At 30.5% G+C, this 14,542-nt stretch carries 13 protein-coding genes; all 13 read left to right on the top strand.

The features are described from left to right. Window position 1 precedes the first annotated feature (1 nt). The 13 genes from ACWYN7_RS08470 (at window position 2) to ACWYN7_RS08530 (ending at window position 14,528) form a co-directional block, all read left to right on the top strand. Window positions 2-2,257, top strand: coding sequence for a hypothetical protein (locus ACWYN7_RS08470; RefSeq protein ID WP_462859479.1), 2,256 nt, complete (start codon window positions 2-4; stop codon window positions 2,255-2,257). Then, window positions 2,257-3,501, top strand: coding sequence for a DNA methyltransferase (locus ACWYN7_RS08475; protein WP_462859480.1), 1,245 nt, complete (start codon window positions 2,257-2,259; stop codon window positions 3,499-3,501). The genes ACWYN7_RS08470 and ACWYN7_RS08475 overlap by 1 nt, the downstream gene beginning before the upstream one ends. Window positions 3,502-3,503: 2 nt before the next feature. Continuing rightward, the gene (locus tag ACWYN7_RS08480) at window positions 3,504-4,292 is read left to right on the top strand and encodes a hypothetical protein (RefSeq protein WP_462859482.1); all 789 of its coding nucleotides are present in this window, start codon (window positions 3,504-3,506) and stop codon (window positions 4,290-4,292) included. 5 nt (window positions 4,293-4,297) lie between these two features. Further along, on the top strand, window positions 4,298-5,842 hold the full coding sequence (locus tag ACWYN7_RS08485) for an ATP-binding protein (RefSeq protein ID WP_462859483.1): 1,545 nt from the start codon (window positions 4,298-4,300) through the stop codon (window positions 5,840-5,842). Window positions 5,843-6,035: 193 nt separating this feature from the next. Next, entirely contained in the window at window positions 6,036-6,230 is a 195-nt protein-coding gene (locus ACWYN7_RS08490) for a hypothetical protein (protein WP_462859484.1), read from the top strand. Between the two features lie 72 nt (window positions 6,231-6,302). Next, on the top strand, window positions 6,303-7,043 hold the full coding sequence (locus tag ACWYN7_RS08495) for a phytanoyl-CoA dioxygenase family protein (protein WP_462859486.1): 741 nt from the start codon (window positions 6,303-6,305) through the stop codon (window positions 7,041-7,043). A gap of 424 nt (window positions 7,044-7,467) precedes the next feature. After that, window positions 7,468-8,721 carry a hypothetical protein gene (locus ACWYN7_RS08500; protein WP_462859487.1) on the top strand — a complete coding sequence of 418 codons (1,254 nt, stop codon included), beginning with the start codon at window positions 7,468-7,470 and terminating at the stop codon, window positions 8,719-8,721. A gap of 294 nt (window positions 8,722-9,015) precedes the next feature. Continuing rightward, on the top strand, window positions 9,016-9,897 hold the full coding sequence (locus tag ACWYN7_RS08505) for a Kelch repeat-containing protein (protein ID WP_462859488.1): 882 nt from the start codon (window positions 9,016-9,018) through the stop codon (window positions 9,895-9,897). 21 nt (window positions 9,898-9,918) lie between these two features. Next, window positions 9,919-10,455, top strand: coding sequence for a TPM domain-containing protein (locus ACWYN7_RS08510; RefSeq protein ID WP_462859489.1), 537 nt, complete (start codon window positions 9,919-9,921; stop codon window positions 10,453-10,455). 159 nt (window positions 10,456-10,614) lie between these two features. Further along, the gene (locus tag ACWYN7_RS08515; protein ID WP_462859491.1) at window positions 10,615-11,247 is read left to right on the top strand and encodes an intradiol ring-cleavage dioxygenase; all 633 of its coding nucleotides are present in this window, start codon (window positions 10,615-10,617) and stop codon (window positions 11,245-11,247) included. Between the two features lie 262 nt (window positions 11,248-11,509). Continuing rightward, the gene (locus tag ACWYN7_RS08520; RefSeq protein WP_462859492.1) at window positions 11,510-13,258 is read left to right on the top strand and encodes a DUF885 domain-containing protein; all 1,749 of its coding nucleotides are present in this window, start codon (window positions 11,510-11,512) and stop codon (window positions 13,256-13,258) included. Window positions 13,259-13,485: 227 nt separating this feature from the next. Further along, window positions 13,486-13,956 carry a hypothetical protein gene (locus ACWYN7_RS08525; protein ID WP_462859493.1) on the top strand — a complete coding sequence of 157 codons (471 nt, stop codon included), beginning with the start codon at window positions 13,486-13,488 and terminating at the stop codon, window positions 13,954-13,956. A gap of 119 nt (window positions 13,957-14,075) precedes the next feature. Further along, the gene (locus tag ACWYN7_RS08530; protein ID WP_462859494.1) at window positions 14,076-14,528 is read left to right on the top strand and encodes a hypothetical protein; all 453 of its coding nucleotides are present in this window, start codon (window positions 14,076-14,078) and stop codon (window positions 14,526-14,528) included. Window positions 14,529-14,542: the final 14 nt, after the last annotated feature.

Below are 14,542 nucleotides of genomic sequence, written 5' to 3' on the forward strand. Positions count from 1 at the left end.
TATGAAAGATATTTACCAAAACTTAATTACAGCCTATACACCAAAAGATGTTAGAGAGCTAATCCAAAAAATCGGACTTTCAAAAATTCGTTGGGAAGATGTTGGAGAAAGAAGAAACAACTTGGCAACAATAAACATAGGAACTGACCCAGCAGCTGGAGTTACGGAACGAATTACAAACGCCATAGATGCTGTTTTAGAAAAAGAATGGAAAAATCAAGGCGAACCTGATGGATTCAGAACACCACGAAGAGCATCTGAAAAATGGTTTGATATTGAAGATGGTAAAATCTCAACTATTAAATCCGCTGTAGACAAGAGAATTGAAAAGCTTTCTGATTTAATTAGCGTTACACTTTACGATTCTGGAATAGATGAAAAGCCAACAGTTGAAATCCGTGATAAAGGAATTGGGTTAGAGCCAGAACAATTTTCAGATACAATTCTAGCCTTAAATGGCAGTAATAAAATTGGTAAGCTTTATTTAATGGGCGCTTACGGGCAAGGTGGCTCTACTGCATTATCTTACAATAACAATACAATTATCATCTCAAAACCTTTTTTTAGTGAAGATGGCAGAAAGAAAAAGAAGGTAGCATTTACAATAGTTCGTATAAATCAAGGAGATTTAGATAAGGACAAACACGAATGGTATGAATATATGGTTGAGAAATCAACAGGTCAACCATTCACGATTGAAATTGATGATAAAACTTTTGAACCTGGAACATTGGTTCGTCATATTTTAATGGATTTAGGGAAATTCAAAGGTAAAATTACTACACCTTCAAACTCGCTTTGGTATTTGGCACACAACTATATGTTTGACCCTATTTTACCATTTACCATTTCAGACAGAAGAAAAGACCGAAAAGAAAACAGAACTGTAACAGGAAATAATCGATTATTAACATATACCAAAAACCTCGAATATAAAAATAAAGTAAGTCAAACATTCAAAAGTGGAAACGTAACAATTTATTGGTGGGTTCTAAATTCATTGGGAGAGGACCCTAAAAATCGAATAAAGAATTACACGACTGTTTCACATCCAATTGTTATAACCTTTAATGGACAAAAACAAGGAGCATTGTTAAACGGTCTAATTAAAAACGACCTAAAACTTCCTTTTTTAGACCGCTATCTTATTGTTCATATTGAAGCTGACCATATGGACAATGATTCTAAAAGACAGCTTTTTAGTAGTACAAGAGAATCACTTCGTGATACATCCATCCTTGAAGAATTGAAAAAGTTAACTATTGCCACTTTAGATGCAGATGACAAACTAAAAGAGCTTGATAGAAATAGAAAACAAAGATATTTTACAAAAGACGATTCACAAGTACTTGATAGTTTAAAGAAAAGATTGGCGAGAAGAATAAACACATATCTTCAAAGTTCAGGAAGCGGAACAAGTGTTACAACTTCAAGCGGAACTAATGATGGAGATTCTTCAAATAAACTACCTGAAATTCCATTTACTGACCCGCCAACATTCTTTGAAATCACAACCAAATCCCCTAAAGAAGTTTATCCTAATAAACCATTTTCTATAAAATTCAAAACTGACGCACATCCAAATTACTTTGCTAAAACTGAAACTTTTGTAGCATTCATCGAATCTCAATCTTTTGGTTCGTATACTGGAACAGCAAATGTTAGTGATGGTTATGGTATAGTTTATTTTAAGACAAATGAAGACACAGAAATTGGAGAAAAAGGAGAAATAACTCTAGAATTAAGACCAACAGGACAAAAATCTCTTAGCTCATCAATAGAAGTGGTTGCTGTTGAAAGTCCAGAAAACTCGAACTCAAATAAAGATGGAAAAAACAAAAGTCCAAATATTCGAGTTGAATTTATTGATAAAGACCACTTGTACTATCAAGAAAACGAATGGGATGAAAATAATGTTGCAGTTGTCAACAGCAGTCAAGACGAAGTAATAATATCGGTTTCAGAAGAAAATAAAAACTTAACAAAATTAGTAGCTAGAGCTCAAAGAAAGAATGACACAGCAGTTCAAGATATTAAGAACAAATATTTAGAGCATATTTCTTTCTATGCGTTCATACTTGATAAAAATAGACCTGATGTAATTCTTTCAAAAGATGATGAACAAATTCCAGAAGAATCTTATCAAAAATTGAAAGAATATGAACTAATGAACGCGAGTGAAACTGTATGTGGTATGATATCGGATTTCTTCGAGATGATAATTACCGAAAATGTTAATAAAGACTCGGAATATTAATGATGGTAGAAGAATATATTACACCTTGGGCTAAAAAAAATGATTCAGACCCATTACACTCTTTATGTTCCTATTTAGGTGCTTTTCCACCTTCTTTGGCAAATTACTTTATCAAATATTTTACAGATAAAAATGATTTAGTTTTTGACCCATTTTCAGGTCGAGGGACTACTATTTTAGAAAGCAGAATGCTTGGAAGAAAATCTTTTGGTTCTGATTTAAATCCTATTGCATTAGCTCTCAGTAGAGCAAAAAGTAATCATATAAAAAAAGAAGATGTAATAAATAGAATAAATTACTTGCAGTCTTACTATGATTATGCACTTTTTCATCCAGAGGCTGAAGGAGAGTCCGAAGAAATACATTTAATTTTTCATTCGAGAACTATTGCTGAATTATGCTTTTTAAAATCAGAGCTTTTAAATTCAGAGGATAAAATTGACCAATTTATTATAGGAGCAATTTTGGGAATAATGCACGGTGGAGTTAGAAAAGATGGTACATCAGGTTATCTTTCAATAAGTATGCCTAACACTTTTAGTATGTCTCCAGATTACGTTAGAAGATTTGTCCAAACTAAAGAACTAAGTCGTGAATACAGAAACGTCTTCAATATTTTAAAAGAAAAGGTTGAACGTGTTTTCAAGAAACATAAATCACCTAAAATCAAATCAAATATATTCGAATGTGATGCTAAAACTTTGCTCACATCAAAAGAGATTTCGAAACATAAAGGAAAAGTAGATTTGCTTCTAACATCTCCACCTTATTTGGGTATTGTAAATTATGCTAAACAAAATTGGATTCGTTCTTGGTTTTTAGAATCTGACCCAACAGAAATATCTGAAAAATTGGATGATGATTTGAATATTAATCAATGGGTAAAATTTGCAAAGGTAACAGCGTTCCAATTTAAAGAAATGATGAAACCAGATGGTGTTGCTGTATTTGTGATTGGAGACGTTGCACGTTCTTCAACAAGTGTCATTCCGTTAGCTCGCGAATTTGCTATGATGATTAAAGAAAATAATCTTTTTAAAAACACTTGGGTTTTCTCTGATTATATACAAGGAGTAGATAAGACAACTCGTATTTGGGGAGAAACAAAAGGAAAAGCAACTGGAACAGATAGAATAGTCATAGTTTCCGATGTAAATCCATTTATAAATAATGAACGATTAAACGGAGAAAAAACTGTGACTTATGACTTAATTCAAGAAAGTACAAAAAAATTTTTAGGATAATTATGAAAGGGAAATCAAAAATATTAATACTAGATGACTGGTATGAAGAGTTCGAGCCTGGTACGTATGTAGAAGACACTCTTGAAAGAACAATTATAGCTCGTTCTAAAGATGTTTTTCCTGATTATTACACATTACCATTAAAAAAAACGATTCAATATAATGGTGAATCAAGCCAACCAGACCTTTGTTTGGTAAAGAAAGATTATAGCAGATGGTATGTAATTGAAGTAGAATTGGCTAAAAAACCTTTTAAAGGCCATACAGAAACACAAATTCGAGTATTCTCAAATGGTAAATACAATTCAATTGATATATCTCAATATTTAGCTGGTAAAGAACCTGAAATTAATCAGGAAAAGTTAAGAAAACTTATATTACGCGATGAACCAGGAGTACTTATAATGATAGATGAGTATCCCAAATGGGCAGATGAAGCAAAGAGCTATCCAAGAACAGGTATCTTAGTGTTCGGAATGTTTGACCATCCAGACGGCGTAGAAGCTTACAGAATAGATGGAGAATACCCAATTATAGAAATTGAACGGTCTAGGTGTATATTTCCAAAATATCCTGCCAATATGCTAATAGTTTCTTCGCCGAAGATATTAAATATAGGTAATGGAGATGAAATTATACTCATAGATAATGGACGTAAAACCAAATGGGAAAGGTTAGATGATGGAAATAAAACATTTTTGATACCTAAAGGTCAAAACCCACTTAATATTAACAAAAAATACTTTCTTATTAAGTCTGAAAATAATGAATTTTATATTAAAGAAAATTAATTGATATGGATAATCTAAATTTAACATTCACAGCAAATATAGCAGAGTCATATAAAAGATTGTCTTATAAATTATGGTATGCATTAGCAGAATATATTGATAACTCAACCCAAGCTTATGTCGAAAATAGTGAGCTTTTAGATGAGCAATTAAAAAAGGATGGTGAAAATCTGTATGTACATATAAATTATTTTAGAGGTGAAAATTTATCTGATGATTTCTTCGAAATTTCTGATAATTCTATTGGAATGAATGAAGATGTTTTGAGAAGAGCATTTAATACTGGTCAAAAACCAGAAATTAATACGGGAAGGAGTAAATATGGTCTTGGTCTAAAAACATCCTCATTTTGGCTTGGTGATAAATGGTCAGTAACCACAACTCGTTTAGGGAATAATAAAGAATATGTAATTACAGTAGATATAGACAAAATTCATAACGGAAATATCTCATTAGAAATTAAGGAAAATGATGTTGAAGAAAAAGCACATTACACGAGAATAAAAATTTGGGATTTACACAGACGGTTTGTAGGTAGAACACTCTCAAAAGTCAGGAAATATCTATCTTCTATCTATCGATATGATTTGTTATCAGAAAGCCTTGAGATTAAATGGATGGATAAATTCTTGGTATGGAAAAACTTAGACGAGTTATTAGTTGAAAATTTTGAAGGAGAAAGAACAAAAAAAGAGTTTAAATTTGTTGTTGATGGCAAATCAGTTAAGGGTTGGGCAGGTGTTTTAAATAGAGGTGATAGAGGTCAAGCCGGTTTTGCATTAGTTCAATCAAATAGAGTTATTAATACAAATTATAGACCGAGTGAAATTTTTGGAGAACAAGATGGTGGTCGAAACGATTTGGTGAATCAAAGATTAATTGGTGAAATTTTCATTGATGGTTTTGATGTTAGCCATACAAAAGACCAAATTTTATGGTCTGGCGAACAAGAGGAAGAGTTAGAAAATAAATTAAGAGCAGAAGTTTTTGAATTAATTAGAATTGCATTAACCAGAAGAGTTCGTGAATCAGTTGATGTTTCTGATGTAAAGACTATAGAAATTGCGCTTGGAAATTTACACCACGAAATGGAAAGTGAAATTGCTTCTGATTTAATAGAAAATATTGAAATACCACCTGAAAAGGCACTTGAGAAAGCTAACAGTTATTTACTTGAGGCAGTAATAAATAGAATAAGTGAGCCTGTAGTAATCAGGCTTGGTAGTTTGTTAGTAAAACTTTATACAGACGAAGATATGTCTTCATATGACCCTTATGTGATATCAGATTCTTCAATCAAAAAGGCTGACAAAAATGTACTAATTGTCATTTTCAACCCAAATCATCCACATTGGCAAGAAATTAAAGATGATAATGGAGTATTGGTATTTCTGAGACACGTTGTATATGATGGTGTTTCTGAATGGAAAGCTTGGAATAAAACTGGAGCAATTAATCACGACACAGTAAAGTTTATAAAAGATAATTTATTGCGTATACCATTTGAAATTGAAAAGGAAAAATCAGAAAAAAAGGTTCGTGAAGAATAGAACTGATATCATTTATACCTAAATGGTCAAGCCAACGCTATATACCATAAACATTTGCAATTCGCAACAGCCAACACTAGACCAAAAATTGCAAAAGGGTATGCCTTGCCAACGTTAACAAGTTCAAAGAAATAAAACCCAGACATTAAAACAAAATAAAGGTTTTAACTACTAAAAAGATAAACATCATAAAATGAAACTAATAAAGTACGTACTTTTAGCTATCGGAATTTTAGGATTAATTGCGTCTATTTACAATATGATTTATACTCACTCAATTTCTGACCAAAAAACAGGATTGTTATCAGGGATATTTTTAATTTTTGTTTCCTTTAATTTAAATAAAATAACAAAAGGATTTAAAAACTTTAAATTTACCAATTCTTAAGATTGACATACCAACAAGGTTGTTAAATGTGCTTGCGGTTGGGTTACTACATAAATTGTGTTGAAACCGAAAATGAACTACAAAAGAAACAAAATAGAACTTGAAGAAAATGGATTTTCTGTTTTGGCAGCCCTATACTCGGACAATGAAATAAGCGGAATTTTAGCTTGTATCGAAAACGCTGAACAATTCGGAAATTCATTTGTAAAAACAAAAGATGTATTTGCTATCCGACAACTGATTAAGAATATTCCTGAATTATCTGACTTGCTATTTAACGAAAAACTAACTGCATTAATTTCTGACCTTTCAGCATCTGAATATTTCTTAACAAAAGCCATCTATTTTGACAAACCAAGCACATCGAATTGGTTTGTGCCTTATCATCAAGATTTAAGTATTTCAGTTAACAAAAAAGCTGATTTAGAAAATTATGAGAATTGGACTTTTAAAAAAGGACAATACGGAGTTCAGCCACCCATTAAAATTTTGAAAGACACCATTACCATCCGAATTCATTTAGATAAAACAGACAAGAATAATGGGGCTTTAAAAGTAATCCCTAAATCACATTTAAACGGAATTGTGCGAGTGGACTCAAAAGAGTGGAATATTGAAAATGAATGTATCTGTGAAGTGGAAAAAGGCGGAGCAATGTTAATGAAACCTCTTACTTTACACGCTTCCAACAGAACAACAAACGGAAAAAAAAGAAGAGTAATACATTTAGAGTTTAATAAACATAAATTAAAAAAACCATTGGCTTGGTTGGAATATTTTGCAATAAAAAAAACATTACAAAACAACCTATAAAATTAATGGCTAGTTCTCGCCTAATCTAGTTTAAAGCACTTAACAATGTTAACTACATAACACAAAAGGGTTTAAAATTTGTTAGCTATTCTAGAAAATGATATATTTAACATAAAAATTGTAAAACACATTTAACAACTTATTGGTATAGTTCTGCTATATAGATATTTAAACTGGTTCTAGTTCTGTTATGTACAATAGTGATACAAAAATTAAATAAATTATTATGAAAAGAAATTATCCTATTCTATTATTATTTATACTGTTTTTAAGCTGTTCGCAAGACAACTTAGTTAGTGAAATTCAAGAAGAAGATGAGATAATTAACCTACCTCCTAGTGGTTTTGAAGTTGAAATTAGTAAAATTACTCATAGTAGTTCTTCTATTAGTTGGAATGAGTCAATTGACCCTGAAAATGAGAAAGTGACTTACAGTATCTATATTAACGGAAACTTAGTTATTTCTGGTTTTGAAGAACTTGCATATGAGTTTACTAACCTAAATGAACAGACTGACTATACAGGGAAAATAATTGCCGAAGATATTTCGAATAATAAAATTGAAAAACATTTCAGTTTTACCACCAAAAAGTATTACTTAAAGTTTGTCAAAAAATACAACTATGGTAATGACAATGTATATAATGAGTGGCAGAATGGAATACCCTATGAAATAATTAAAACTAAAAATAATGATTATTTAGTTGTTGGGTATTATTGGCCTCAATTCTCTGGACAATCAAAATTATATGCAATGAAAGTTGATTATGAAGGTAATGAAATTTGGAAAAAATTTTATGATTTTGATGGTGGTGAAACTTCTATTGTAGAACATAATTCAGGTTTTTATATACTTGGACCAAGAGTACTTTTAAATTTGGATTATGATGGAAATTTACTATGGAGTAAAAATATTAATAGTAACAATAATCAAAATGAAAGATTAGAAACAGAATCGATTGAAGTTGATAATGATGGGGATATTTTTATAGTAAGTAACAGAGAATCTAATGATAATAATATCGGATATGAAGCTGTTATTATTAAGTTGAACAATAATGGAGAATTTCTTTGGGAAAAAGTATATAAATCAAATTTCTACAATAGTAAATTTTTTGATATCAATATAAATTCTAACAATGAAATAATTATTGCTGGATCAATTGAAACCTCCATATTTTCAAATCCTGTGCTATCAGGTTATTGGATATTAAAGTTGAATATTGATGGAGATTTAATTTGGGATAAGGTATTTGAAATTGGAAATCATGGAATTCCTTATCAAATTATTACAAAAAGTAATGGAAATTATGCTTTTGCAGGTTTTAAAAACGTGTTTGAATTAACTCCTAATGGAGACAATATATTCACCTACCCAAATGAACTTACTACTCCATTCTCAATAGCTGAAACTGATGATAATGGATTGATTATAACTGGTTATAATTGGTTCGGTGTCTATTTTGATTTAGTTACAATAAAATTTGGAGTTAATGGAACTGAAGAATGGACAAAAGTTTTTCAAGAATCATTTACACATTTATCTGGTCGTTCTATTTTATCTGAACCTGATGGTGGCTATAGAATTTTAGGAAGACTTACAAAAAACGTTTATAATGGAGACGAAAGACCGTTAATGGTTATTTATAAAACTGATTCTGAAGGGAATTTTGAATAAAATTTTTGACAACAAAGTATAAATTTTATTGCTGCTAAATTTTTCTTTTGGAAAAATACCCCAGGCACAAAGTTGTTTGATAAATTGCTTACTTTTAGCTTAAATAACGAAACAAATCTTATACGAGAAACGTGGCAATTAATTATGAAAAACAAAACAATATTATTTTCAGGTCTTTTTCTATTATTCGTGATTACAGCATGTAAATCGAAAAAAGAAATAGTAAATTCAAATAAAACTGAATTTAATAGACATATTAAATTTATTCCTGAAAGTAACAATTTAACATTTGACTTGACACGAAAAGAAAATATGCCTTTTTCTGAATATGATTTTGGAGCAGAACTTTATAATGGCAAAATTTATGCTTTTCTAGATAATCATAGAAATAGATATGGAAATGAAGATAACAACCACGGAGATGTATGTGTTTATGATATTAAAAGCAACTCTTGGAGTAAAATAAATGTTATACCTAAATCACAACCAACTACAACTTCAGTCTTAGTAAATGATAAAATATACTTGATTGGTTCGTCTGAAAAAAACAGAGATTTAATACAAGTATATAATATAACTAAGAATGAATGGGACAAATCATTTAATCTACCTATTGGTTTATACTGGACTACCGTAGAAACTTTTAAACAGAATATTTATGTTATGGGTGGTTACTGCCCTCAGCTACACCCGGAAATTATGACATTAAATAATGTACAAATATATAATACACAAACTAAAGAATGGTCTGAAGGAGCAACTATGCCTAGAAGAATTCAATCTCCAAATTCATTAAAATATAAAGATGAATTTTATGTTTGGGATAATTACCCTAGAGTAATGTATAAATACAATCCTGAAAAAAATATGTGGGGTAGTTTAGATAAATTTAGACCATACGTGAAAGGAGCTCAAGAAGGGCTTGTTTTAAATAATAAACTTTACTTTATTTCTGGTCAACAAAACTCAGGAAAAGTTTCTAAAGCTATAAAAAAGATATATGAATATAATCCGAAAACTAATGAGTATTTAGAATCTTTAAACAACCTAATTACAGGAAGGCATTATAATTACGGAGCTTTTAGCTATAAAGGTAAAATCTATTTATTAGGAGGAAGAGAAGATCAAAACTGGGATTCAATGAATGATGTTATTGAACTTAAAATAAAGAATTAATTACAATAACGTATATGAAAAATGAAAATCAGGAATAAAATATTAATCTTAATTTTGACTTTTGGTTTATTTTCTTGCAAGTATTCTAATAAAGAAAAAGAAACTAAAAAATCAGCACCTGAATTTATTCATTCTGAAATAGGTTTTTCTCTACCAGATTCTTTGAAAATTATAAATGATTATGGCCAAATTTTCACAAAATCTCAAAAAGCTGAATTAAACAAAAATATTTCTGATTATGTAATAAATACTACAAAAGAAATTATTATCGTAACTATAGATAGCATAAAGCCATACAAAGACATTCAAAAGTTCGCAACTGACTTAGGAAATGACTGGGGAATTGGAGCTCCAAAATGGAACAATGGACTTACTATTGTTTTGTGTAAACCTTGTAAAAAAATTGGAATAGCAACAGGAACTAGTACTGAACTGATTTTAACTGACGAAATTTGTAAAGAAGTAATTGAAAATACAATTATACCCGAATTTAAAAAAGGAAAATTTTATAACGGAATTAATAAAGGAGTAACTGAATTAATCACGAAATGGAAATAAAAGTACTGTGTACAACACCGTATACAATTTATTGCTAATGCAAGCCTACCTACTAAAATCATCGAAGATTTTCTATTTAGTTTGTATTTGCTAAATTAGGTGCTTAAACACCCATCTAATTTTATATAAACCACTGTGCAACATTTGAAAAAACCGAGAATGAAAAGATATTTAGGAATCATATTATTGATTTTTATAACTATTTCGTGCAAAGGACAATCGAACAGGAATACTGAAAAAAAAGTTGGTGGCCCTTGTCAAGATTGTGAGGCTGTTTTAGATTTTAAACTATTGAATCCAGAACCGAAAGCGATTGATACTTTACCAAGTTTTGAAAAGAACGAGCCTAAAATTAAAATAACAGGAACGGTTTATCAAAAAGACGGAAAAACACCAGCCGAAAATATTTTACTTTACATTTATCAAACGAATAGAAATGGCCTTTATCAGCCAAGTAACAACCCAATGGGTTGGGAAAAAACTCACGGACAATATCGTGAATGGTTAAAAACTGGCAAAGATGGAAAATTCACTTTTTACACGTTTAGACCAGCACCATATCCCGAAGCTCAAGAACCGGAACATATCCATATTTATGTAAAAGAACCGAATACAATTCCATATTATATAGACAGTTATTTTTTTGAAAGTGACCCAAAGCTTACGGCAGCAAAAAAACAATCTCAAAAAAATAGAGGTGGCTCAGGAATTGTAAAACTTAAAAAAGAAAATGGAATTTGGACAGCGAATAGAAATCTGATTTTAGGTCTAAACATACCAGATTATGAATAAAAAACGTTGAATAACACCGTATCCAAATTATTGCTGGTTCTCGCTTACCCTAATCCAAAGTCTTAAAAAAGGATAACCACCTAAAACAAAAGGGTTTAAAATTTGGTAGCTATTCTAAAAAAGGATATATTTAACAAAAAAATTGTAAAAATAACTTTAACAACTTTTTGGCATAGTTCTTTTTTATAGATATATAAACTAATGATAGTTGAGTATATAAACACGTTAGCCTTTATTAAAAAAAATAAAACCTGAAACAATTATGAAAAAAATAATCTTTCTATTAAGCTTTGTGATTTTAACGAGCTGCAACCAGGTAAAAAAGGAATCTAGTGTTGATAATGAATCAGTTAGCGTCGACGACATTGCCAATGGATACATTGAACACTTGTTAAAATTCAACCCTGAATTTGGAACATTCTACCAAATTGAAAACTCGGATAATATAAGTTTAACGGATATAAGTCCCGAAGGAATACAAATAGCAGAAAAAGCTGAAGATTCATTATTTAATGCTCTGATTGCAATAGATCGGAACTTATTAGATAAAAATCAAAAGATAACTTATCAACTATTAAAAACAGAGATGGAAAGCTCAATAAACCAAAGAGTTTGCAAAAAACAACTTTGGTCTATTAATCATTTAGATGCCTTTTATACGTGGTATCAATATATTGGACAAACTCAACCTGTGGGTGATTCCATTGGAAGAAAACAAACTTTGTTACGTTGGGAAAAAATTCCAAACTATATACGTAACGATATGGCAAATAATAAAAAAGGGTTAAACGAAGGCTATGCATTGCCAAAACCAGTTGTAGAACGCGTAATTGCACAAATGGAGCAGTTAGTTACTGCACCAATAGAACAAAATGTATTTTATATGCCTGCTCTTCGAGATACAAGCGCAGTATTTCAGAATAAAATGAAAGTTCAAATAGAAACTAATATTATTCCTGAAATCAAAAAATATCTTAGTTTCATGAAAGAGGAATATCTTCCAAAAGCAAGAACAGAACTATCTATATCAACTATACCTAATGGGAATGATTGTTATGCTGCAATGTTGAGTGCTTCGACAACTTTAAAAAACAGCCCTGAAGAAATTTATGCCTGGGGTGAGGAAGCTATTTCAGAAAGAGAGAGAGTTATTAAAACTTTAGGAGCTAAATTATATAATACTGATGATATACAATTAATTAAAGATTCGTTTGCTAAAGACCCTTCGAATTATTTTGAAACCAAAGACGAACTTCTAGCCGATGCACAAGCAGCCATCGATCGTGCAAAACTTAGGTCGAAAGATTATTTTAATTTGTACCCAAAGGCAGATGTTATATTAGAACCCATATCTGTGCTAGAAGAAAAGACTGGGTATTCTCGATATTTACCAGCATCAGATGATGGATCACGTCCAGCAACCTATATACAAGCGACATATAAACCATCAAAACAAGTTAAAGGAGCAGTCGAAAGCACAGCATTTCACGAAACTTACCCCGGACATCATCTGCAAATTGCAATTAGTAGAGAACTTGTTAGTTCACACCCAGTAACAAAATATCTTGGAAATTCTGGTTTTTCTGAGGGTTGGGCAAGATATACCGAAACTCTTTCGGACGAAATAGGTTTATATTCTTCCGATAACCATAGAATTGCCATGTATATGGGGCTTCCAACTGGAATGGTTGTGGATCCAGGTATTCATTTTAAAAATTGGACTCGAGAGGAAGCTATCAACTATACACTTTCTAAACAATCATCAATGACTAAAGATGATGCGGAAAGATACGTGGATAGAATTTCTGTATGGCCAGGACAAATGACAACTTACGGAGTTGGTGAAAGGTTTTTTATAATATTACGAAAAAAAGCAGAGAATAAATTAGGTGAGGATTTTGACATTAAAGAATTTCATGACACATGTTTAAAAAATGGTACAGTTCCTCTTGATTTTGTTACTGAAGAGGTGGACAAATACATAAAAACAAAGACTAACAATGGCTATTAGTAATTGCTTGTTCTCGCCTAACCTAGTTTAAAGTACTCACCAATGGTAACTACTCTACAAAAAAGGGTTTAAAAAATTGATGGCTATTTTAGAAAAAGATATATTTAACAAAAAAATTGTACAACTCATTAAACAGCTTGTTGCCATAGCTCTGGGATATAGATATTTAAACTTATGGTAATTGGGTATACAAGTTGGCAGCAATATCCAAACTGAACGTAAAACGAATGAAAAAGAAATTAAAACAAAGTATTCTGACTTCTTATCTGATTGGAGCACCAATAGGAATTTTTACTGTTGTTGCTACGATTTGGATTCCTCTATTACTAACAGGAGAAGGGCTTTTGACAATCGCTATTCTTGGAACATATGGGATTTCGACAATAGGACTTGTTGTCGCATTTCTAATTGCTCTTTGGATTGGCGGAAAATTAGCTTACCAAAATATAAATAGTGGAAAATCGCTAATTCTGACTTCTTTTAAATATTCTGCTCTTGTGAATTTAATAATCTGGACAACCTTTTGTCTGATTGTTGGACTGACAGTAACAGAAGAAAGATTTTTAATGATAATTCCACCAATTATTGCATTTATTTTTTGTACCATTTTAACAACATTTTCAATCGGACTTTTAATAGCCTACGTGATAAAACGAATAAATAATAAACCGACTGAATTAAAAAATATAATTGTTTAGATATTTAAACTGATAATCGTTGCGTATATATACAAGTTAGCAACAATTAAATGAAAATGAAACACTTAACATTATTAATTATTTGCTTATTAAATTTTTCTTGTTCAAACAATTGTATTTTGAATTATGAAATTGTAGAAGCAAAATATGAAATTCCTTTTTATAGTTCTCAAAACGAAATTCTGAAACAGTCTGCAAATACAGGTTATAAAAGATATGAATTGATAAATGTTAATGAATCTGAAATTCCTTACATAATGGAAATTCTGAATTCTCAAATATCTGAAACTCAAAATGCGATTAATAACATTGTAGAAAATTTGTGTGATTATAGTGTTCAAATTGCTGGAGTTTATGACAGAAAGGAAAAGGTTAAAAAAATTTATCTGAATTTTGAATGTGGTTTTTTTGATTATAAAACAATTAACGAAAGTGAAGAATATATTATTGGTTTTGACAAAAAAGAAACGAAATTTAGTAACACATTAGATGGAGGAGATTGTCATTTTCAAGCGGAAATAAATACTAAAACGAATAAGTTTAGAATTATAATTGTGAATGGAGAAGCATAAAAAACTGTTGCTAA

The organism is Polaribacter sp. M10, from assembly GCF_054968445.1.